Source organism: Microvirga flocculans ATCC BAA-817, from assembly GCF_000518665.1.
Lineage (GTDB): Bacteria > Pseudomonadota > Alphaproteobacteria > Rhizobiales > Beijerinckiaceae > Microvirga > Microvirga flocculans.
In genome coordinates, this window is the sequence record NZ_JAEA01000006.1 from 55,066 (window position 1) to 75,542 (window position 20,477).

The following is a 20,477-nucleotide window of genomic DNA, read 5'->3' on the forward strand; positions in this document are numbered from 1 at the left end:
CTCCAAGTCGAAATCGCGTGGGATCAGATCGCCTCGCCGTGGGCTGTCGACGCAGCGACTTGACTACCAGCCCGGTCAGGCCGCCTTGCTCATCTGGCCCTTGAGTTCGGCAATCTCGGCTCGCAGAGCCCGGATCTCGGCGATGAGACGCTCGTCGCTATGCGCCGGGTGGGTCAGCTTCGGCGCATTGGCTGCCGTCTCAGCATCGATCGCATTGACGATGACGCCGATGAACAGGTTCAACGCCATGAAGGTCGACAGCAGGATGAAGACCAAGAAGAAGGCGATGGCGTAAGGATGCTGCTCTGCCAGCGGCTTCACGATGCCGCCGGACCAGTCGTCGAAGGTCATGACCTGGAACAGCGTGTAGGCGGTGGCTCCCAGCGAGCCGAACTGCTCCGGGTTGGTCTGGCCGAACAGCTTCGTCGCCATGACGGCAAAGACGTAGAGGATGAGCGCCAGCAGGAGCGTGATCGAGCCCATGCCGGGCAAGGCCGAGACGAGCCCGCCGACCACCCGCTGGAGCGAGGGCACGGCCGTGATCAGGCGCAGCACCCGCAAGACCCGCAAGGCCCGAAGCACCGACAGCGCTCCCGTGGCCGGAACGAGGGCAATGCCAACCACCGCAAGGTCGAACACGCTCCAGGGATCGCGGAAGAAGGAGAGGCGGTGGACCATGAGGCGGGCTGCCAGCTCCAGCACGAAGATCGCGAGGACAATCCGGTCGACGGCAATCAGCACGGGGCCCAAGGCGGCCATGGCCGAGGGGCTGGTCTCGAGGCCCAGGGTGATGGCGTTGATGATAATCAGCGTCAGGATCACGCGCTCGGTTCGGGGGTCTTTCAACAATCGTTCCAGCATGGTCGTCTTCTCAAAGTCAGAAAGGATGTCGCCTGCCCGCTGCCTACAGCAAGACGCCGGCATTGACGCTGCCGCCTGGGAGCCTGCAGAACGGGGCGGAGCAACAGGTAAGCGTGGCCCTAGCCCAGCGGAAGGGGTTATTGGGCTCCTCCAACCACGGAAGGTGGACCTATCCTATCAGGCAGCCGGGTTGGAGCGGTCGGTGTTGCTGCCGCTAGATTCCAGCAGGCACACCAGAGCAAAGAGGCTGATCACCGCCACCAGCTCAGCACCGGTCTGGAGCCAAGAGGGTGAGAGTTCCCGCAGCGGGCCCACCGCCACGAGGGAAAGGAGAAAGGCAACAGCTGTAGTCCAGATCAGCATCGGCCACCGTCCTTGCGAACGGGCCACAGCTCTAACCAGCGAAAGATGAATATCTCATGACATGCTTTCGGGAGGGGCAGAACAACACGGACGGCCCATCCGGTCGCGGCTTTCAGCGTCGCCCGCCGTCCTGCCATCCGCCACCGCGATCACGGACCCGCCGCAGCCATGGTATGTCGACGGCTCGGGTGCTTCATGGACCGGAACTGACGATCTATTCAGGGTTATCGCTGTGGTGCTGGGCTGCATCGTCCGACATGCGGCCGGTGATGCTGCCGGTCGCCTCGACGTCGGGAGCCTGTCCAGGCACCACCATAGGCCCGTTCATGCCGAACGTGACGGCTCCGCCGCACCCGTCGTGAAGCCCGCCGGTCTGGATCTCCTGCGGGAGGCAACGGGCTGGCATGTTCTGAGCGAACTCAGGGAACGAGGATCCCGCGGCGGCAACGCCCAGGACCACAGCCGCCAATGCGCCAGGGAGCGCGCGCTTGAGCATGTCGACCTCCTCTGCAACATCGATTTCCTGATCTGTTCTTCACAACTTCGGACCTTGTTCCGGGTTCCTGAGGATCGCACGGTCCTGGCACGCTTCCTCTCAGAGGTAGTTGCCAGCCTTGAAGCGAGAGGTCGCTTGCTTACCTCTTCCGGCACCGGCGCCTTGAGCATGCCGACGGGCAGCTGGACCAGGATGCAGTCCGCCGTGATCTGATTGTGGTTGCGACCATGAGATGGCTTTCCATTTCCACGAGAGGCGAGGGACGCCGGATCCGCAAATATCTGCCCGGGAGGCTCCTAGCCATGGCTCTCACATGGCCTATCGGCCAAACCCACGCCATCGAAGGCGGCGCGCTCGCGCGGGCCGACGACCCGCTCGCCCGCGCGACAGTCGCGGTCGGCACCCTCGTCCAGCCTGACGCATCACTTCGGTTGAGCCGCTGCTCGGGAGCCCTCATCGCTCCGGACCTCGTGCTCACAGCGGCGCACTGCATCAGGGGAAATCCGGTGGGGGCGGTGGTTTTTCCCTATCAAGGGAGCCGGCGGATCGCTTCGGCTCATCGGGTCGCCGCAGCGGCCCGTCATGCCTTCGCGCCAGGGCGCCTCGCATCCCGCGATCTGGCCGACATGCTCAACGAGATCTCGCTTGATGTGGCTGTCTTACGCCTGGAGACGCCGGTCAGGGGGCGGAGGCCACTGAGACTCGCCGACCGATCGCAGCGCATTCCATCGACTTTGCAGCTGGCCGGCGTGGGCCTCTCGGGATCAACGGCGGGAACCCTCAAGACAGCCACCCTGAAGCCTCTTGCTCTGACCGAGACGGGGTTGATCATTGCACGCACGGTCGGCGCCCGCGCGTGCGTGGGCGACTCGGGCGGTCCTGTCGTCATCCCGGGTCGGAGCGGCCCCCTGCTCTGGGGCGTGGCAAGCGCCGTCATCACGCCTCAGGCGCCATGCGGCAACATCCTCATGATCGCGCCTGCCGCGATCGCCAGTCCGCAGTTGTGAGCCCAAGGACGAGCCATTCATTGGGCTTGCGTATTCAGACATCGCGGGAAGCGCCGAGACAGGCTGATCCCCTCCCCGGCTTCCGAGAGAGGAGCCGTCCCGGCACTCGCGATTAGTCAGAGAGTTTGTCTATTGCGGTCCAGCCCTATCCGGCAGGATTAGGGGCAGACCTCGACGCGGCGCCATTCTCCACGGATGCGCTCGCGGGCGAGATGGCAGCCCGGCTGGACCGTCGTGTTCGGGTCATAGTTGATCTGTGGCTGAGCCGGGGTACCCGGAGATGCGGGGAAGATCGAGCCGGTGGTCTGGGCCTGGGCAGAGCTGATTCCTGCCCCGAGGGCAATCCCACCGACCCCGGCGGCGGCAATCGCCGGTATGACCCAACCCGGGTAAGCCGAGGCCGGTGTTGGGACGGCGGCTGTCGAAGCTGCGATAGCGAGTGCTGAGGTGAGACCAATCAGGGTTTTTCTCATGACCATTCCTCCAAAATAGAGTGCCGAAGGCACCCTGCTTTTTCAGTTTCGTCACAAGGGATGCGATCGCCTCGTCTCACGGAGTGGACGATCTATGACTGTGCGGGGAGTTGCAGGAGCGTGCGAGAACGTCCTGCTCCCGCCCGCGCCGCACTAACTCTGATGGTGCGGGAAGGTTCCGGTGAGCCGCTTGCGTCGCAGTGGGAAGCCCTCGGGTCGACGGATCGACGAATCCCGAACCTGATGTGCTCGATCCGGGAGCCGAGCTGTCAGACGTGAGGACCGTGTCCTGATCCGGTGACAGTGCTCCTTCCATGTCCTATCGATCGCCCTTTGAGATCTAGATACGCCCCCGGATCAGGGATCCGGACCAGCCGAACCGGCGTTTTGCTCCTGTAGCAGGAACGCATGTTGCGTTCGCGAGGACCTAGAACGCTCGGTTGAATGGAGGGAGGTCGTGGCCGAGTCCCCTTACGAATTGCTTGGCGTGAAGCCCAACGCGTCTGCGGAGGAGATCCAGAAGGCCTATCGGAAGCTGGCCAAGAAGTACCATCCGGACCTCAACCCCGGCGACCGGACGGCCGAGGACCGCTTCAAGGCGGTCTCGGCCGCCTACGATCTGCTGAGCGACCCTGAGAAGCGGGCCCGCTTCGACCGCGGCGAGATCGACGCTTCCGGCGCTGAGCGGCCCCAGCGCCGGTATTACCGGGACTTTGCGGCTGAGGACGCCGGACCGTCCTACCACAGCGATTCCGGCTTCGCCGATTTCATGGATCAGGACATCCTGTCGGAACTTCTCCGCCGCGGCACGCGAAGCCGTTTCGCGATGCCCGGGCAGGATCTCCGCTTTCGCCTCGCCCTCGACTTCCTCGAGGCGGTGAACGGCACCCGCAAGACCGTCACCCTGCCGAACGGCCAGTCGCTCGACATCAGCATTCCGGCCGGCATCCGGGACGGCCAAGTGGTGCGCCTCGCCGGCAAAGGGGAGCCCGGCATCGGCGGCGGCCCGCCCGGCGACGCCTTGATCGAGGTCCACGTGCGCCCGCACCGCCTCTTCACGCGACAGGACGACGACATTCGCCTCGAGGTGCCGATTTCCCTGCGCGAGGCCGTCCTCGGAGGCCGCATTCAGATCCCGACGCCGACGGGACCTGTCATGGTCAGCGTCCCGAAAGGCAGCAACACGGGACGCATCCTGCGGCTGAAGGGCAAGGGCGCGCCGCGGCCGGATGGAACGCAGGGCGACCTGCACGCCGTCCTGAAGGTCGTCCTGCCCGACCGCCCGGATCCGGAACTGGAAGCCTTTGCGGAGCGGTGGACCGGCGCGTCCTACAATCCCCGAGACGGCATGGAGGCGTAGATGCTGACCCTGGAGGAGTTCCAACTGCGTCTGGATGTCGATGCGGGCACGGTTCAGGTCTGGATCGAGGAAGGCTGGCTTCTGCCGCAGCGGGACCAAGCGGGCTTCGCCTTTTCCGAACTGGATGTGGCGCGAGCCCGGCTCATCCGGGACCTCAAAGACGGGATCGGGGTCAACGACGAAGGCATTGGCATCGTTCTGGACCTCATCGACCAGGTTCATGGCCTGCGCAGCGTGCTGCGCGAACTCCTCCATGCCCGAGCCGACCGCCCGCCCGGGCTATAAGCCTGCCGGCCAGGATCACGCCACGGTTCCCCCGTTCGCTTTTCCACTGCCGCGTGCACGCGACCGCCTTATTCGGCATCCCCGTCAGCTTCCTCTCCCATCTCTTTCAAGAGCTCCTCCCGCTGTTTTCTGTAGTCCGGGCGTTCAATCTGGGCACGGAAGTATCTGCCCATCTGCTGAAAGGAGACGTGATAATCGCCGACCTGGAAATTATCCTCGCCATAGTCGTTGCTCATATCCTGGCTCAGGCGCCGCTTGGCCTTGCGGGCCAGGTCCATGGCTTGTCCGATCTGGAGGTTGTTATCCACAGACCGCAGCATCGCCACCAGGAAGAGCTGCTCGATTCTGGGATCTCGCTCCTCGAAGAACGTCACATGCAGGTTTTCAAATTCGCCCTTCTCGTCGCAGCCGACGCCCGTTTCAAAATGGTCTTCGTAGTTGTTGATCCGAAAGCCTTTCGGATCGGACTACTCGGCTTCCCAGACCGGCCGGGATTTGTTGTCGAGCACGAAGTGCATCGAAAGACTGTTCTTGAACTCGTCACAGGACACTTTGGCGCTGGCCGTGCCTGTCGTCAGGAGAAGAGGCAGGACGGCTAGCGAGAGTGCTTTCGGCTTCATGGGTGTGATTTCCTCGCAGTGACACTTTGACTTTCTTGCAGTGACACCGTGCGCCCGTTTCGGAGCACTCAGGAAAGCTGCAATCGCGGCCGGCTCGGTGCCCAGGGACCATGCGAGGCAAGCCGCCTCGGTCCGCTCAGACGTCACCGTCCGCTCACCCGGCTTGCGGTCGGGTTTCGCGCGGATGTCGGAGGCGGTGCGCACCGGCGTCCAAAACATCGGTGAACTCTTCAGCCGGGAAGTTCCGCAACCCAAGCCAGCGCATGGGCTGGATCAGCGGACCTGACACCCGTCTCATTCCTGCGCGGTCAAGCGGACGACTGGATACGACGATCTCAGATCCCGGGGAGCCCCGCCCCACGGCATACAGGTCACCGGGGTGGTGGTCTTGCTATCTCCCTGGCTCCAGTTCGTATCGGAACCGGACCCCGCCTTTGAAGCCAGGGGCCCTTTCGAAGGTGACCACGTATCCGGGCATGGGCATCCGGTACGAGCCGGTTGCCTTGCTCAGGCTCACGAGGCGCTGCCTGGCCTTCGTTGCCAAGTCATCAGCCTGCACCGAGGTGAGCTTGGGGTCGATGGCCAGCAGCATTCCCCGCACGAAGACGGGTTCAGCCGTCTTGTCGGCGTCGTCCAGAGAAGGAACCGATGCACCGAGTTCGACAAGCTCACCGGCATCGTTGCACTCGATCGCGGCCTTGATGCCAGATGCCGACGGATTGACACTGTTGAAACCTTTGAAGCTTGAGGCTCGCTCCCATTCCAATGCTGTCTTGCCCTGTCCCTGTAGGGTGTCGTTCACTTTGGCTTTGAAGTCCTCGCACGACACTCTCGCATGGGCTGTTCCAGCCATCAGGCTGGCAACGACGGCAGCGATCGGTTTCTTCATGTGTTTGGCGCCCTACCATGGAGGTGATGAAGGTATTCATCCCGGATCGACTGCAGCTTCGGGTTCGCCATTACCTCTCGCACGACGTCCGCAAGCTCGCGGCCCGTGAAGGCGACAGCACTCTCCAGCCCCCGTTCCCGATGGGGCATGGAGAACTCGACGCTCACCAAGTTTTCGGTTTCGCCCTTCGACGCCGCAAAGGTCACGGGCTGCACAAGTTCGAGCAGGGCGAGGTTGTAGGTGCCGGTATTGCCTTCACGAAATCTCATTCAGGGTCTCCGTTCACTGCATGTTTCTCCGGGTTCGTAGGTCTTGCATTGGTCGAAGTAGTCCTTCCTTACCTTTTCGAACGCCGGATCGTTCATCACCTGGTGCATGACGAGAGCCAGTTCGCGACCGGTGAAGTAGAGCTTCAGCTTCCGTGATCGCCGGTGCCCCCAATGGTCGACATGGAGCACCGCAAAATGTTTCGTGCCTTTGAAGGACTGGCCTGTGACCTCGTCCTCTTGCGACACGTTGACCGACCAGTGCTCGACCTCCCGGATCTTGCCGAGATTTTGGCTCCCGTCCCCCTCGCTAAACCTCATCCTAATCTCCTCGCCGCCCGGTCCGGACGCAGCTCATTCGTCGTAGATTTGCTTCGTCCAATCAAGACGTGCGATCAAACGGGATGAGACCGGCTCGTCCCATGTGATCTTGTCGAGAACCTTTCCTCGTCCATGCGGCCTGCTGCGCCTTGGCGCTCAACGGAGCAATCTTAGCCTCGGCCTTCGCGGTCTTGCTCTCCCGGCGCTGTGGCGTGATCGCCCACCCTCAGTCTGCGAGGGACGGAGCCAAAGCGGCAAAGCGCTCCTTGACGAGCGGCTTACCCACTCTGCGGACCGGGATCACCCTACGGCTTCCTCAAGTTGCCTTTTCCACTGCCCCATCGTGGCCAGGCCATTCATTCTCGCGCGGTGCGTGAAGGCGCGCTGGGCCGCCTCGACGTTCTCAGGCTTGCCGGACCATGCCTTCTGCGGCGCCGCCTGGAGCGCACGACCATAGGAGAAGGTCAGGCGCCAGGGCACCCCGCCGATCCTGTTCATGGCGTCCAGATGGGCGGTCGCCTCCTCGTCCGACTGGCCGCCCGAGAGGAACGCGATGCCGGGCACGGCGGCGGGCACGCAGCGCTTGAGCACCAGCATGGTCTTCTCGGCGACCTCCTCCACGGACGCTTGCCGTGGCGATTTCTTGCCCGCGATCACCATGTTGGGCTTCAGCACCATGCCCTCGAGAACGACCCGCTGCTCGTACAGCTCCTGGAAGACGGTTTTGAGCACGAACTCCGTCACGGTGGCGCAGCGGTCGATGTCGTGCGCCCCGTCCATCAGGACCTCGGGCTCGACGATCGGCACCACGTCCTGCTCCTGGCAGAGTGCCGCATAGCGCGCCAAGGCATGAGCGTTGGCCTTCACGGCCGCCCAAGTCGGAATGCCCTCGCTGATGTCGATCACCGCACGCCATTTTGCGAAGCGGGCCCCGAGGCCGCGATACTCCGTCAGGCGCTCGCGCAGGCCATCAAGACCTTCCGTGATCGTCTCGCCGGGGCAGAACGGCAGCGGCTTGGTGCCGAGATCGACCTTAATGCCGGGAACCGCGCCGGCCTGCTCGATCAGCTTCACCAGCGGCGTCCCGTCCTTCGCGACCTGCCGGATCGTCTCGTCGTAGAGGATGACGCCCGAGATGGAGTTTCTCATCGCGTCCGTCGAGCGGAAGAGAAGCTCGCGGTAGTCACGCCGGTTGTCGGCGGTGGATTCGACGCCGATCGCATCGAAGCGCTTCTTGATCGTCCCCGAGCTTTCATCGGCGGCCAGGATGCCCTTGCCGGGCTGCACCATGGCCGCCGCGGTTTGTGCCAGTTGGTCGAGATCCATCATCTTCCTCCACTGGTGATCGGCTTCGCCCCGGGCCGCCCGGAGGTTGGAAAAGGCGGGATCACCGCCCTGGGGCAAGCCTTGGATACGGTATCCAACCTCGCTCTCAGCCGCGCCCGTCCGGGCCGAGGGAGAGCGCACATTACCAGGCGCCAGAGATCAAGGGGCCGGTTCCAGCCCTCGACCTCAGCTTGGTCGATGCCCGCCTCAGACGGTAACCTCCACCCGCACGTCGCCGGTCCGGCCCAGAACATGAGTCGCGACCTCGCCGCCCGCGCGGCGCACCGCGAGGTCGAGGCGGCATCCGTCGACCGCAAGGTTACGCAAGACGATTTCGTCGAGGAAGGCCGGCAGTACCGGCCGGTCGAGCCGGACCGTCCGGGCCTGGGGATCGAAGCCGAGGCCGAGACAGGCCTGAACCAGGCTCAGGGGCGTTGCGGCCGCCCAGGCCTGGGGCGCACAGGCGACCGGGTAGAACGTCGGCCCCTGGCCGCGCCGGCGCGGGAAGCCGCAGAAGAGCTCCGGCAGCCGCCGCAGATCGATGTAGACGGAGGCGTGGAACAGGCCGTCGAAGATCCGGGCCACCTCCTGCTTTAAGCCGTAGCGGGCGAGGCCCAGGGCGATCAGCGCGTTGTCGTGCGGCCAGACCGACCCGTTGTGGTAGGACATCGGGTTGTAGCGCGCCTCAGTCGACGCGATGGTCCTCACGCCCCAGCCCGAGAACGACGATGCGTCCATGAGCGTTTCGGCGACCCGGGTTGCCCGCTCCGGCAGCGCGATGCCGGTGAACAGGGTATGCCCAGCGTTCGACGACCGCACCCGGCAGAGCCGCTTGTCACCGTCCAGCGCAAGAGCGTAGGTGCCGAGGTCCTCGCACCAAAACGCTCCGTCGAACCGCTTCCTCACCTGCTCGGCCTCGGCCTCCAGCAAGGCTGCCCGCTCCGGCATTCCCAGGACGGATGCGATATGCGCGGCGGCGCGCTTGGCGGCGTAGACGTAGGCCTGGACCTCGCACAGGGCGATCGGGCCCCGGGCCATGCTGCCGTCGGCGTGGAAGACCGAGTCGTGGCTGTCCTTCCACCCCTGGTTGATGAGCCCCTCCTTCGTCCGGCGCCCATACTCGATGAAGCCGTCACCGTCACGGTCGCCATAGACGTCGATCCAGCGCAGGGCGGCTTCGATGTTGGGCCATAGGCGCTCCAGGGTGGTGGTGTCTCTCGTGCGCTCCAAATAGGCGCCCGCCAGCATGACGAACAGCGGCGTCGAGTCGACGCTGCCGTAGTAGCGTCGGAACGGCACCTCGCCGAGTTCAGCCATCTCGCCGTAGCGCACCTCATGCAGGATCTTGCCGGGCTCCGCGTCCGCGACCGGATCCTCGGCTTTGGCCTGGTTGGCCGCGAGGAATTGGAGGACGCCGCGGGCCAGCGCCGGGTCCATCCACAGCGTCTGGTAAGCCGTGATGAGGGCGTCACGACCGAAAGCGGCGCTGAACCACGGCGTGCCGGCGTAAGGATAGGGTCCCTCCGGCGTGTCCGTCACCAGCATGTAAAGGTCGGAGACGGAGCGCCGGACAGCTTCGTTGAAGATCTCGTTCGAGGTGGCGATTGAAGCGGCACGTGACGATGATTGGCGCAGCGCCCTCCGCGCCTCGACCATGGACGACAGGTAGTGCTCGCGCGGGCGCTTCTGCGGCACCTGGTCGTCGCAGCGGACCTCGACGAAGATCACCGTCCGCTGCCCAGGAGCAACGTCGACCTCGAAGAGGGCGCGCCTTGCTTCCAAGCGGGCGGGGGCTGGGTCAATGCGCAGGCGTGTCGCTCTGGTCCGGTCATCGAGACCGCTGTACGTGAGGGTGACGCTCTCGGATCCAACATCCGCCGGCTGGAATGTTCCCCGTCGCATGCGGCGGGTGCCGCGGACCTCGAAGAGGTCGGCGAAGTCGGCCTCGAAGCGCAGCTCCAGCGTCAGACGCTGGGGCCGGTCACCGAAGTTGCGCACCAGCAGGCGCTCGAAGCAGGCCGACTTCCAGAGGAACTTGGACCGGCGGATGTGGATCACATCGTGCTCCAGAAGAAGCCGGCCCTCCTCGTCGTACAGATCCGGGTTGGTGAGATCACAGGTGAGCACGGCGTTGTCGTCGCGCAGGGTCGACGACAGGAGGATCGGGCGGGCTCCGTTGATCAGCAAATCCAGATGAGAGAGATGGCGGGTGTCCCGATGGAACAGGCCGTCCGGGCTCCCCTCCCCCGACAAGACGTCGCCGTTACGGTCGAACACCCCGAAAGTATCGCCGTGCTTCAGCGTCCGCGGGCGCCGCTCCTGCAGCGAGGATTGCGACGCAACGGCGAACTGGCCTAGACGGACGTCGGTTGCCTCGTCAGGCACGTCAACATGCAGGTTCATGGTGTCGTCCTCCACCAAGAGAACAATCGTCAGCGAAACGGACCTTAGGCCACCGCATGCAAGCCGGTCCCGGCCCCGTTGGCGCGGCGCAGGTGAGCGGCCTCGAGACGCACGCCGGGCAGGCTGCGGTAGAGGTCGAGATAGTCTGCCGCCATCCTTTCGACGGTGAAGCGCCGCTCAAAGCAGCGCCGGACCTCCGTGCGATCCAGGACTTTGAGCATGCGAACGGCTTCAACAGCCTCCTCGACCGTATCGACGATGAAGCCGGACCGACCGTGCTCGATGACTTCTGGCACCGATCCGCACCGGAAGGCGATCACGGGGGTGCCACACGCCATGGCCTCGATCATTACGAGACCGAACGGCTCAGGCCAGTCGACCGGGAAGAGCAGCGCGGCGGCATTGCCGAGAAAGTCAGCCTTCTCATGCTCGTTGATCTCGCCGATGAACTCGACATTAGGATGGGCGTCGACCATCGGCTTGATGACCTCGTCCCAGTACGCCTGGTCGGCCGTGTCAACCTTCGCCGCCATCCTGAGCGGCATCCCGGTCTTTGCGGCAATCTCGATAGCCCGGTCGGGGCGCTTTTCCGGCGAGATCCGCCCCAAGAAGGCGAGGTAGCCGCCGGTCGCATGCGGGCGGAACGGCAGGAGGTTTTTCGGGAGCCCATGGTGGACGGTGCCAACCCAGTTCGCATCCGCAATCGGCTTGCGCTGATCGTCCGAGATGGAGACGAGCGGAATGTCCGGGAACATCCGGTAGAAGGGGGCGAGATCAACGAGATCAAGCCGGCCATGTGTCGTCGTGACGGTCCGGTCGGCGAACTCGCGAACAAGCGGGAAATGCAGCAGGTCGATGTGGAAGTGGATGACATCGAACTCGTGAGCCCGCTGCCTCACCTGCTCGAGCATCATGATGTGGTAGGGCAGCGGATCCTTGACCACTGGATTGAGCCTGAGGGCCAGGTCGCAGCAACGCACAAGCTCGGCCTTTGTGATCGAGTCACCGGAGGCGAACAGGGTAACGTCGTGTCCCTGTCGGACCAGTTCCTCGGTGAGGTAGGAGACGATCCGTTCGGTTCCCCCGTAGAGCTTGGGCGGAACCCGTTCGTACAATGGAGCCACCTGGGCGATCTTCATCGGCAAAACCTCCTCGAAGAGCGAAGAATCGACAATGAGATACACGCGGCCGCGGAAACCCGGCCCGCGCGGCACAAGGCGGTATCGAGATAGTAACCATACTCAAGCTTGCAAGAGCCGGGGCGGCTCGTAGTGCCGTTGCCGCCCCGGAAGGTTCTCTTCCCACCGCCTAAGCGGCGAGGTGCCGGTGCTCCGCCACGGAGCCGTTTGCCTTGGGCGGGGGCTCGGGAACGACGCTGAGCGACGGGAGCTTCTCCGGTGCCGTGCGGGTCGCTCCGGTTCGCAGCGCCGGGTCGAGCCGGCCGTAGATCCGGAGCCAGTCGAACCCGGGCTTGTAGCGCAGGTCCATGAGGGTTCGCAGCTCAGGCTGCGCCAGATCCATCACGGTCGCGTCGCGCCAGCGCCTCTTCGTCGGCTGCATGCGGGAGAACGGCCAAAACCGCCTGACCTCCTCCTCGACCTGCAGCACGATCTTGCCGCCCATGGTGCGGCGGAGATTGAAACGTCCGGTCAGGGGCATCGCTTCCTCCGTCCGGTTACTCCTCCCGCTGACCCAGAAGGGACAGCAGGAGCTGGAACAGGTTGAGGAAGTTGAGGTAGAGGCTCAGCGCCCCGAAGACCTTGCTCGTGAGCGCGGCGTCCCCATGGGCGAGGCCCGCCACATACTCCTCCTTGATCCGCTGGGTATCCCACGCGGTCAGGCCGGCGAACACGAACAGGCCGATGATCGTGATCGTGAACTGCAGGGCCGAACTTGCGAGGAACAGGTTGACCAGCGAGGCCAGGATCAACCCGACCAGGCCCATGAGCAGGAACGAGCCCCAGCCGGAGAGAGAGCTGCGTGTGGTGTAGCCCCACAGGCTCAGGGCGCCGAAGGCCGCGGCCGTGATGAAGAAGACGCGGGTGACGCTCTCACCGGTATAGGCCTGGAGCAAGGCCGCAAGGCCGACGCCCTGGAGGGCCGTGATGCCCCAGTAGATTCCCTGAAGCCCCGCCGGAGACAGGCTCTGTGCCCCGAAGGAAGCGATCAGGATCAAGCCGAGGGGAGCCAACAGGGCGACCCAGCCGAGCGGCGTCAGCTCACGCGGACCGGAGTAGAAGAGATCGCCCAAAGGCGTGTTCGCCACCGCGTAAGCGACGGTGCCGCTCAAGGCGAGCCCGAGCATCAGGTAGTTGTAGACGCCGATCATGTGCGCCCGCAGGCCAGCGTCGAACGCGACCTGCGACCGCGATAACGTGCCTGGCCCAAACCCGTAGGGCGCCAGGCGAGAATTGTCATTCCACCAAGACATGACAAACCTCTTCAAACCAGTTGCCGATCAGGTTCAGCGACGACTCGAAAAGGCTCGTGCGGATCTCGCCCGAAGGGACTTTCCGGCCCCGCGATGTGGCGCGAGAAGGTCCGTCGCAAGCCTCTTCCGGAGTGCATCGGCCAAGCCATACCTGTGAGGAGCCGGCTTGACGCCATTGAGATGAGAACGCGCAGCGACGCTTGCAAGTCGTGCCGCTTCAAGCACACGGGCCTTACAGACGATTTTGGATCCGGCGAGAGACCCATGAGCGTCGGCTGCCGTAAACTTCGCCCATGACAGTGTAGGGGCGCCGTCGGGCCGATCAGCAGCCGACGCAGATATCCGGGATGATTTCTTTTGGGTCCCTGCTCAGAAGCCGCTCGTGCTTCCTGGACAGCCCGACACGCTGCCGGCCGTCATGTATCGAATTTTGTGCGTTCTCCGCTCTGTTCAGATCCCGTTCGTACGTGGCGGTCTGCGGTTGAGAAACCAGCGTCGGGTCCTGGCGCGCCATGGCAGCCGGAAGAGCCGCAAGGCTCAGGAGCAACGCCGTCAGAAGTCTCCGATGCATAAGGATCCTCCAACTATAAGGGACCCATCCTCTCCAAGCAGCTTCCCGCTGTAGGTGGATGAGGCACCATGTTCATTGTGATCCATTACCGGCCTTTTCGAGCTCCCGCCTGCGCAGTCCGGGCCCGCCTGGCCGCATGAGGCGGTTCCGGGTGATGAGGCCCGTGAACCCGCTGTCGCTTCTTATGGATGCCGCGGTTACCCCTGTCGGCATGCCGCCAGTATGGGGTTCGCGGAGCAGACATACTTCGCTGCGGCGACAGCCTGCTCTCGGTTCGGCCACCCTGTTCGCTCGCTCCGCCCGTCTGCCGCACACGTTGCGGCTGTGGATACCGCAGCGACGTCAGGGCACTGAAGATCAGCGGACATGAAAACACGATGAGGCCGCCAGAGACGACGCTGCCCAGAACGAAAGGCGTTAGTATCTTCATCCCGTGCTCTCTCCTGACGAAGATCCGGTGGCCGGCCTATTAAGCCGGCCACGCGGACGAAGCGCATGCCTAGGCGAGGGTTAGCTTCCTTGAGCCTGCGAGCCTCAGGTCCTATGCCGCCATCTCATGACTCGGGTGCCCATCCGCACCGCCGATCATCAGGCCTCCGGGCCCGACGCGGATTGGCACGGTCTCGCCGTCCTTGATCTCGCCGGACAGAATGAGCTCCGCCAGCGGATCCTGCACGTGCTTCTGGATCACGCGCTTCAACGGGCGCGCGCCATAGGCCGGGTCGTAACCCTTGTCGGCGAGCCAGGCCCGCGCTTGGTCGTCGAGCTCAAGGGTGATCTTGCGATCGGCGAGCAGCTTCTGCAGGCGGCCGAGCTGGATGTCCACGATGGCCCCCATCTCCGAGCGCTTCAGCCGGTGGAACAGGATGATCTCGTCCACGCGGTTGAGGAACTCCGGCCGGAAGTGCGAGCGCACCACGCCCATGACCTCGTCGCGCACCTCGTCCGTGTCATGGCCTTCCGCCTGGTTCACCAGATATTCGGCGCCCAGGTTCGAGGTCATGATGATGAGCGTGTTGCGGAAGTCCACGGTGCGGCCCTGGCCATCCGTGAGGCGTCCGTCGTCGAGCACCTGCAGCAGGACGTTGAACACGTCCGGATGCGCCTTCTCGATCTCGTCGAACAGAACCACCTGATAGGGCCTGCGGCGCACGGCCTCAGTCAGCGCACCGCCCTCCTCGTAGCCCACATAGCCGGGAGGCGCGCCGATGAGCCGGGCGACCGAGTGCTTCTCCATGTATTCCGACATGTCGAGGCGCACGAGCGCGGTCTCGTCGTCGAACAGGAAGGCGGCCAGCGCCTTGGTGAGCTCCGTCTTGCCGACGCCCGTGGGGCCGAGGAACATGAACGAGCCGATGGGCCGGTTCGGATCCTGCAGGCCGGCGCGGGCACGGCGCACGGCGGTGGAGACCGCTGCCACCGCCTCGGCCTGGCCGACCACGCGCTTGGCCAGATCCTGCTCCATGTGCAGCAGCTTCTCGCGCTCGCCTTCGAGCATCTTGTCGACCGGTACGCCGGTCCAGCGGGAGACGACGCCGGCCACGTGGTCGGGCGTCACCGCCTCTTCCATCAGCCCGCCGCCATCGGCTTTCGCCTCGACGTCGGCAAGCTGCTTCTCCAGGCCCGGGATGACCCCGTAGGAGAGTTCGCCCGCCTTCGCCCAGTCGCCGCTGCGCTGCGCGGAAGCGAGCTGGTTGCGGGCCTCTTCGAGCTTCTTCTTGAGGTCGGCCGCGGTGCCGAGCTTGTCCTTCTCCGCTTTCCAGCGGGCGGTAATGGACGCCGACTGCTCCTCCAGTTCCGCCAGCTCCTTCGTGAGGCGCTCGAGGCGGTCCTTGGAGGCGGCATCCGTCTCCTTCTTGAGGGCCTCCTGCTCGATCTTGAGACGCACGATCTCGCGGTCGATGTTGTCGAGCTCTTCCGGCTTCGAATCGACCTGCATGCGCAGGCGCGAGGAAGCCTCGTCCACGAGGTCGATGGCCTTGTCCGGCAGGAACCGGTCGGTGATGTAGCGGTTCGACAGGGTCGCAGCCGCAACCAGCGCCGAGTCGGTGATGCGCACCCCGTGATGCTGCTCGTACTTCTCCTTGAGGCCGCGCAGGATCGACACGGTGTCCTCCACCGTGGGCTCGCTCACGAAGACCGGCTGGAAGCGACGGGCGAGCGCCGCGTCCTTCTCCACGTGCTTACGGTATTCATCAAGCGTGGTCGCACCGACGCAGTGCAGCTCGCCGCGGGCGAGTGCAGGCTTCAGCAGGTTCGACGCATCCATGGCGCCATCGGCCTTGCCGGCACCGACCAGCGTGTGCATCTCGTCGATGAACAGGATGATGCCGCCTTCGGCCGATGTGACCTCGCTGAGCACGGCCTTCAGGCGCTCCTCGAACTCGCCGCGATATTTCGCGCCTGCGATCAAGGCGCCCATGTCCAGCGCCAGCAGCTGCTTGTCCTTCAAGGATTCCGGCACGTCGCCGTTGACGATGCGCAGCGCGAGACCTTCGACGATGGCGGTCTTGCCGACGCCGGGCTCGCCGATGAGAACCGGGTTGTTCTTGGTGCGGCGCGAGAGCACCTGGATGGTGCGGCGGATCTCCTCGTCGCGGCCGATCACCGGATCGAGCTTGCCGTCGCGGGCAGCCTCGGTGAGGTCGCGGGCATATTTCTTCAGCGCATCATAGGCGTTCTCCGCCGTCGCGTTGTCGGCGGTGCGGCCCTTGCGCAGCGTATTGATGGCGCTGTTGAGGCCTTGAGCGGTCACGCCGGCCTGGGCGAGAATGCGGCCGGCCTCCGAGTCCTTCTCGACGGCCAGCGCCAGCAGCATCCGCTCGACGGTGACGTAAGAATCGCCCGCCTTCTCGGCGGCCTTCTCGGCCGTGTCGAAGAAGCGCATCAGGTCGCGGGTGGCCTGGGGCTGCGCGGCGGAGCCGGAGACCTTGGGCTGCTTGGCGAGCCATTGCTCGACCGCCGCATGGGCGTCGCGGGAGCGGCCGCCGGCCCGGTCGATCAGGCCGGCGCAGAGGCCTTCCGGATCGTCCAGCAGAACCTTCAGGACATGGCCCGGCGACAGCTGCGGATGGCCTTCCCGCATGGCGAGATTCTGCGCCGCCTGAACGAAGCCCCGGGCACGCTCGGTGTACTTTTCGAAATTCATCTGTACCTCCATCAGACCTTACGCCCTCTCAGAGGCGCGCTTGAACCGAGGAAGATGTCCTTTGGCCGATTGGGCCAACGAAGGACGCCAGCGCTCGAAGGAGCCGCCGGCGCCTAGGATCTGGTTTCGGAGCAGTTTTTTCGCAAGACCGGCCCAACACCTCAGCGCACACCGGCGCCCCAGTCGAGCGGGCTTAAGGGCCCATCGGCTGCCCCCGCTCCGACTGCGCCGGGGCTCAGACGGTTCCTGTCTCCGGGCGTTTTATATCCCGGATTTGGCCGGACAGCTCCGGCGCCCCGGCCTCGTCGGCGATCCGCGCGGCCTCCTCAAGCGCTTCGTTCCACACGGCCCTGGCCTCGGCGTTGCGGCTGAGGAGGGCGGCGACGTCGACCGGGCCCGTGCGCACCGGCACCCAGGCTGGAGGATCGCTCGCCGGGAACGATTCGAGGCTTGCTTCCTCGACGGCATCAAGGGTCTCAGGTCCGGGATCGTTGATGGGCATGATCGTCTCCTCTCATTGTGTCGGCGCCGCCGAAGGTCACGGCCGCTGGCATCCTGGAATGGAGCGCCACGCCGCCGTGAACTCGCCGCGAAGCGGCGCTCCAGCCATGGCTGTCCGACGCCAACCGGCTGATGTGAGACCGCCTCCCGCACGCGCTGCCACAATGGATTTGGTCAAGCTAGGTCACCGATCAAGAAACAAGAGGAACCCGTGTGCATTGTTAGAAGCTGGCCGCAGACCGGTATGTGTGCGGCAGGTCTTGAAAACAGTCAGGCTTACTAGCACCTAGCCGTTCGGTGGAGGCGGATGACGATGCGGGATCCGGCAAACTGGATGCTCTCAGAGGCAATCGACGCCCTGGCGCGGGCCGAGCGGATGCACCGGCAGCTCTTTCAGCTCCAACGCTCGCAAACCCGGGCGCCGGCGTGGGAGCCTCCCCTCGACATGATCGAGACCGACCATGAGGTCCTCATCCTGATCGCCCTGCCCGGAGTCGAGCCCGACCAGGTCGAGGCCGTCGTCCGGGACGGGGCCTTGGTGGTGGCCGGACGGCGCACGCTGCCTCCCGAGCTGCGCACGGCCCGCATCCATCGCCTGGAACTGCCGCAGGGCCAGTTCGAGCGCCGCATCCCGTTGCCGCCGGGCCGCTACAGCGCCGTACGGCGCTTTGCGCGCAACGGCTGTCTCGTCTTCAGTCTCGAGAAGGAAATCTAGGGGTTGCGCCATGATCCTGTTCGGGCTTGCCAACGGTCCCAACCAGCCGAACAACCATTCACCGGAGCCTCAGGAGGAGTTTACGCCGGTTCCCTTGCCGCCGGACGCGACCATCATCGTGCCGGTGCGCAACACCGTGCTCTTCCCGGGCATGATCGCGCCGATCGCCATTGGGCGCCCGGCCTCGATCGCTGCCGCCCAGCAGGCCGTGCGCGAGGAGAGGCCCATCGGCATCCTGATGCAGCGGGACGCCCAGGTCGCGGAACCCGGCCCCGCCGACATGCACGCTGTAGGGACGCTGGCCAACATCGTCCGCTACATGACGGCTCCGGACGGAACGCACCACATCATCTGCCAGGGCGTCCAGCGGATCCGGATCCTCGACTTCGTGAACGAGAAGCCGTTCCTGGCCGCGCGCGTGCTCCACCTGCCGGAGCCTGAAGCCCAAAGTCCCGAGATCGAGGCCCGCTTCCTGCATCTACAGAACCAGGCGATCGAGGCCCTGCAGCTCCTCCCGCAGGCTCCGCAGGAGCTGATCGCGGCCGTGCAAGGAGCGACTTCGCCCGCCCAGCTCGCCGACCTCGCGGCGACCTACATGGACATCAAGCCCGAGGAGAAGCAGGAGATCCTGGAGACGCTCGACCTCCTGCCCCGGATGGACAAAGTTTCCCGCCTGCTGGCCCAGCGGATCGAGGTCCTGCGCCTGACGCACGAGATCGGCCGCCAGACCAAAGCGGCCCTGGACGAGCGCCAGCGCGAGGCGGTTCTGCGCGAGCAGATGGCGGCGATCCAGCGCCAGCTCGGTGAAGGCGACGGGCGCGGCCAGGAGGTGCAGGAGCTCACGGAGAAGATCGCCAAGGCCAGCATGCCGCCGGAGGTCGAGGAGCAGGCCCGTAAGGAACTTCGCCGCTATGAGCGCATGCCCGAGGGAGCCACCGAGGCGGCGATGATCCGGACCTACCTCGACTGGCTCGTCGAGCTGCCCTGGGGTTTGCCCGAAGAGAAGCCCATCGATATCGCACAGGCCCGCCGCATCTTGGACGAGGACCACTTCGGGCTGGAAAAGATCAAGCAGCGCATCATCGAGTACCTTGCCGTGCGCAAGCTCGCGCCGAACGGCAAGGCGCCGATCCTGTGCTTTGCCGGCCCGCCCGGCGTCGGCAAGACCTCGCTCGGGCAGTCGATCGCCCGCGCCATGGGGCGTCCCTTCGTGCGGGTCAGCCTCGGCGGCGTCCATGATGAGGCGGAGATCCGCGGCCATCGGCGCACCTATGTGGGGTCCCTGCCCGGCAACATCATTCAGGCGATCAAGAAGGCCGGCTCCCGCGACTGCGTGATGATGCTGGACGAGATCGACAAGATGGGGCGCGGCATCCAGGGCGATCCCTCCGCCGCCATGCTGGAGGTGCTCGATCCTGAGCAGAACGCTACCTTCCGCGACAACTATCTGGGCGTTCCGTTCGACCTCTCGCGCGTGGTGTTCATCGCCACCGCCAACATGCTCGACACCATTCCGGGTCCCCTGCGCGACCGCATGGAGATCATCACGCTCGCTGGCTACACCGAGGACGAGAAGCTTCAGATCGCCCGCCGCTATCTGGTCCGGCGCCAGCTGGAGGCGAACGGGCTCAAGCCCGAGCAGGCCGAGATCAGCGACGAGGCCCTGCGCCGGACTATCCGGGATTACACCCGCGAGGCCGGCGTCCGGAACCTGGAGCGTGAGATCGGCCGGGCCCTGCGGCACGCCGCCGTGCGGATTGCCGAGGGCAGCACGGAGCATGTGGCCATCGATGCCGACGACCTTGCAGCGATCCTGGGACCGGCACGGTTCGAGGACGAGGTGGCGATGCGCACCAGCGTGCCGGGCGTGGCCACCGGCTTGGCTTGGACGCCGGTGGGCGGCGACATCCTGTTCATCGAGGCCACCCGGACACCCGGCAAGGGCGGGCTGATCCTGACAGGGCAGCTCGGCGACGTCATGCGCGAGAGCGCGCAGGCGGCCCTGAGCCTGGTGAAGTCCAAGGCCGCCGCGCTCGGCGTCGACCCTGCCCTGTTCGAGAGGAACGACATCCACATCCACGTGCCGGCCGGGGCCACGCCGAAGGACGGGCCCAGTGCGGGCGTGGCGATGTTCACGGCTCTCGTCTCGCTTCTGTCGGACCGGACCGTCCGTAGCGACACGGCGATGACGGGCGAGATCAGCCTGCGCGGCCTCGTCCTGCCGGTGGGCGGGATCAAGGAGAAGGTCACGGCGGCCGCCCGGGCGGGCCTCACCCGCGTGATGCTGCCGGCCCGCAACCGCCGGGATTTCGAAGACGTCCCCGAGGAAGCGCGCTCGCGGCTCGAGTTCGTGTGGCTGGAGCGGGTCGACGATGCACTGGCAGCCGCCTTGGAAGGCGAGCCGGCGCGGACGTCCGAGAGCGGCTCGCAGGCCGCGTAGG

At 65.2% G+C, this 20,477-nt stretch carries 21 protein-coding genes; 5 read left to right on the forward strand and 16 right to left on the reverse strand.

Translation table 11 applies throughout. The features are described from left to right. Positions 1–75: 75 nt before the first annotated feature. The 3 genes from L879_RS0107105 to L879_RS0107115 all read right to left on the reverse strand — a co-directional run bounded on the left by L879_RS0107105 (position 76) and on the right by L879_RS0107115 (position 1,720). On the reverse strand, positions 76–861 hold the full coding sequence (locus L879_RS0107105) for an ion transporter (protein WP_027315498.1): 786 nt from the start codon (positions 859–861) through the stop codon (positions 76–78). Positions 862–1,038: 177 nt separating this feature from the next. Continuing rightward, positions 1,039–1,224, reverse strand: coding sequence for a hypothetical protein (locus tag L879_RS0107110; RefSeq protein WP_027315499.1), 186 nt, complete (start codon positions 1,222–1,224; stop codon positions 1,039–1,041). 214 nt (positions 1,225–1,438) lie between these two features. Beyond that, a complete protein-coding gene (locus L879_RS0107115; RefSeq protein ID WP_027315500.1) occupies positions 1,439–1,720 on the reverse strand; it encodes a hypothetical protein in 282 nt (93 codons plus the stop codon). Between the two features lie 302 nt (positions 1,721–2,022). On the opposite strand from L879_RS0107115, the gene L879_RS20775 reads away from it, so the two are divergent. Continuing rightward, positions 2,023–2,727: a trypsin-like serine protease gene (locus L879_RS20775; protein ID WP_051435123.1), complete on the forward strand. Its 705-nt coding sequence runs from the start codon at positions 2,023–2,025 to the stop codon at positions 2,725–2,727. 158 nt (positions 2,728–2,885) lie between these two features. Here the strand turns inward: L879_RS20775 and L879_RS20780 are convergent, their stop codons facing one another. Beyond that, on the reverse strand, positions 2,886–3,200 hold the full coding sequence (locus L879_RS20780) for a hypothetical protein (protein ID WP_154664118.1): 315 nt from the start codon (positions 3,198–3,200) through the stop codon (positions 2,886–2,888). Between the two features lie 457 nt (positions 3,201–3,657). Between L879_RS20780 and L879_RS0107130 the strand changes: the two genes are divergently transcribed. Both L879_RS0107130 and L879_RS0107135 read left to right on the forward strand, forming a co-directional pair. After that, positions 3,658–4,560 carry a DnaJ C-terminal domain-containing protein gene (locus tag L879_RS0107130; protein WP_027315501.1) on the forward strand — a complete coding sequence of 301 codons (903 nt, stop codon included), beginning with the start codon at positions 3,658–3,660 and terminating at the stop codon, positions 4,558–4,560. Beyond that, positions 4,561–4,845: a chaperone modulator CbpM gene (locus L879_RS0107135; protein WP_245265181.1), complete on the forward strand. Its 285-nt coding sequence runs from the start codon at positions 4,561–4,563 to the stop codon at positions 4,843–4,845. It begins immediately after the preceding gene. Positions 4,846–4,913: 68 nt separating this feature from the next. On the opposite strand, the gene L879_RS0107140 is transcribed toward L879_RS0107135, so the two are convergent. The 12 genes from L879_RS0107140 to L879_RS0107200 form a co-directional block, all read right to left on the reverse strand. Then, on the reverse strand, positions 4,914–5,219 hold the full coding sequence (locus L879_RS0107140) for a hypothetical protein (RefSeq protein ID WP_027315503.1): 306 nt from the start codon (positions 5,217–5,219) through the stop codon (positions 4,914–4,916). A gap of 93 nt (positions 5,220–5,312) precedes the next feature. Further along, positions 5,313–5,465 carry a hypothetical protein gene (locus L879_RS23575; RefSeq protein ID WP_154664119.1) on the reverse strand — a complete coding sequence of 51 codons (153 nt, stop codon included), beginning with the start codon at positions 5,463–5,465 and terminating at the stop codon, positions 5,313–5,315. Between the two features lie 391 nt (positions 5,466–5,856). After that, the gene (locus L879_RS0107150) at positions 5,857–6,354 is read right to left on the reverse strand and encodes a hypothetical protein (protein ID WP_027315505.1); all 498 of its coding nucleotides are present in this window, start codon (positions 6,352–6,354) and stop codon (positions 5,857–5,859) included. Beyond that, positions 6,351–6,623 (reverse strand): hypothetical protein, encoded by a 273-nt coding sequence (locus L879_RS0107155; RefSeq protein ID WP_027315506.1) that lies wholly within the window; start codon positions 6,621–6,623, stop codon positions 6,351–6,353. The genes L879_RS0107150 and L879_RS0107155 overlap by 4 nt, the downstream gene beginning before the upstream one ends. Next, positions 6,624–6,941 carry a hypothetical protein gene (locus L879_RS0107160; protein WP_027315507.1) on the reverse strand — a complete coding sequence of 106 codons (318 nt, stop codon included), beginning with the start codon at positions 6,939–6,941 and terminating at the stop codon, positions 6,624–6,626. A gap of 300 nt (positions 6,942–7,241) precedes the next feature. Further along, positions 7,242–8,267: a class I fructose-bisphosphate aldolase gene (locus L879_RS0107165; protein WP_027315508.1), complete on the reverse strand. Its 1,026-nt coding sequence runs from the start codon at positions 8,265–8,267 to the stop codon at positions 7,242–7,244. Between the two features lie 207 nt (positions 8,268–8,474). Continuing rightward, entirely contained in the window at positions 8,475–10,670 is a 2,196-nt protein-coding gene (locus tag L879_RS0107170; protein WP_035458951.1) for an amylo-alpha-1,6-glucosidase, read from the reverse strand. Positions 10,671–10,714: 44 nt separating this feature from the next. Further along, entirely contained in the window at positions 10,715–11,809 is a 1,095-nt protein-coding gene (locus tag L879_RS0107175) for a glycosyltransferase family 4 protein (protein WP_027315510.1), read from the reverse strand. A gap of 169 nt (positions 11,810–11,978) precedes the next feature. Further along, the gene (locus L879_RS22660; RefSeq protein WP_027315511.1) at positions 11,979–12,329 is read right to left on the reverse strand and encodes a hypothetical protein; all 351 of its coding nucleotides are present in this window, start codon (positions 12,327–12,329) and stop codon (positions 11,979–11,981) included. Positions 12,330–12,345: 16 nt separating this feature from the next. Further along, positions 12,346–13,101 (reverse strand): Bax inhibitor-1/YccA family protein, encoded by a 756-nt coding sequence (locus L879_RS0107185; protein ID WP_027315512.1) that lies wholly within the window; start codon positions 13,099–13,101, stop codon positions 12,346–12,348. Positions 13,102–14,213: 1,112 nt separating this feature from the next. Beyond that, complete coding sequence (gene clpB / locus L879_RS0107195) at positions 14,214–16,820, reverse strand: ATP-dependent chaperone ClpB (RefSeq protein WP_027315514.1); 2,607 nt, start codon at positions 16,818–16,820, stop codon at positions 14,214–14,216. Between the two features lie 235 nt (positions 16,821–17,055). Continuing rightward, complete coding sequence (locus L879_RS0107200) at positions 17,056–17,322, reverse strand: hypothetical protein (protein WP_027315515.1); 267 nt, start codon at positions 17,320–17,322, stop codon at positions 17,056–17,058. Positions 17,323–17,628: 306 nt separating this feature from the next. Here L879_RS0107200 and L879_RS0107205 point away from each other — a divergent pair, with 306 nt between their 5' ends. Both L879_RS0107205 and lon read left to right on the forward strand, forming a co-directional pair. Continuing rightward, on the forward strand, positions 17,629–18,036 hold the full coding sequence (locus L879_RS0107205) for an Hsp20/alpha crystallin family protein (RefSeq protein ID WP_027315516.1): 408 nt from the start codon (positions 17,629–17,631) through the stop codon (positions 18,034–18,036). 10 nt (positions 18,037–18,046) lie between these two features. Beyond that, positions 18,047–20,476: an endopeptidase La gene (gene lon, locus L879_RS0107210; RefSeq protein WP_027315517.1), complete on the forward strand. Its 2,430-nt coding sequence runs from the start codon at positions 18,047–18,049 to the stop codon at positions 20,474–20,476. The last annotated feature ends 1 nt before the right edge of the window (position 20,477 follow it).

Excerpts from the sequence above, each read along its gene's own strand:
- L879_RS0107105 (WP_027315498.1), bottom strand. The coding sequence starts at position 861 with ATGCTGGAACGATTGTTGAAAGACCCCCGAACCGAGCGCGTGATCCTG.
- L879_RS0107200 (WP_027315515.1), bottom strand. The coding sequence starts at position 17,322 with ATGCCCATCAACGATCCCGGACCTGAGACCCTTGATGCCGTCGAGGAA.
- L879_RS0107170 (WP_035458951.1), bottom strand. The coding sequence starts at position 10,670 with ATGAACCTGCATGTTGACGTGCCTGACGAGGCAACCGACGTCCGTCTA.
- L879_RS23575 (WP_154664119.1), bottom strand. The coding sequence starts at position 5,465 with ATGAAGCCGAAAGCACTCTCGCTAGCCGTCCTGCCTCTTCTCCTGACG.
- L879_RS0107165 (WP_027315508.1), bottom strand. The coding sequence starts at position 8,267 with ATGGATCTCGACCAACTGGCACAAACCGCGGCGGCCATGGTGCAGCCC.
- L879_RS0107175 (WP_027315510.1), bottom strand. The coding sequence starts at position 11,809 with ATGAAGATCGCCCAGGTGGCTCCATTGTACGAACGGGTTCCGCCCAAG.
- L879_RS0107185 (WP_027315512.1), bottom strand. The coding sequence starts at position 13,101 with ATGTCTTGGTGGAATGACAATTCTCGCCTGGCGCCCTACGGGTTTGGG.
- L879_RS0107150 (WP_027315505.1), bottom strand. The coding sequence starts at position 6,354 with ATGAAGAAACCGATCGCTGCCGTCGTTGCCAGCCTGATGGCTGGAACA.
- L879_RS0107110 (WP_027315499.1), bottom strand. The coding sequence starts at position 1,224 with ATGCTGATCTGGACTACAGCTGTTGCCTTTCTCCTTTCCCTCGTGGCG.
- L879_RS0107160 (WP_027315507.1), bottom strand. The coding sequence starts at position 6,941 with ATGAGGTTTAGCGAGGGGGACGGGAGCCAAAATCTCGGCAAGATCCGG.
- lon (WP_027315517.1), top strand. The coding sequence starts at position 18,047 with ATGATCCTGTTCGGGCTTGCCAACGGTCCCAACCAGCCGAACAACCAT.
- L879_RS0107155 (WP_027315506.1), bottom strand. The coding sequence starts at position 6,623 with ATGAGATTTCGTGAAGGCAATACCGGCACCTACAACCTCGCCCTGCTC.
- clpB (WP_027315514.1), bottom strand. The coding sequence starts at position 16,820 with ATGAATTTCGAAAAGTACACCGAGCGTGCCCGGGGCTTCGTTCAGGCG.
- L879_RS0107115 (WP_027315500.1), bottom strand. The coding sequence starts at position 1,720 with ATGCTCAAGCGCGCGCTCCCTGGCGCATTGGCGGCTGTGGTCCTGGGC.
- L879_RS0107205 (WP_027315516.1), top strand. The coding sequence starts at position 17,629 with ATGACGATGCGGGATCCGGCAAACTGGATGCTCTCAGAGGCAATCGAC.
- L879_RS22660 (WP_027315511.1), bottom strand. The coding sequence starts at position 12,329 with ATGCCCCTGACCGGACGTTTCAATCTCCGCCGCACCATGGGCGGCAAG.
- L879_RS0107135 (WP_245265181.1), top strand. The coding sequence starts at position 4,561 with ATGCTGACCCTGGAGGAGTTCCAACTGCGTCTGGATGTCGATGCGGGC.
- L879_RS20780 (WP_154664118.1), bottom strand. The coding sequence starts at position 3,200 with ATGAGAAAAACCCTGATTGGTCTCACCTCAGCACTCGCTATCGCAGCT.
- L879_RS20775 (WP_051435123.1), top strand. The coding sequence starts at position 2,023 with ATGGCTCTCACATGGCCTATCGGCCAAACCCACGCCATCGAAGGCGGC.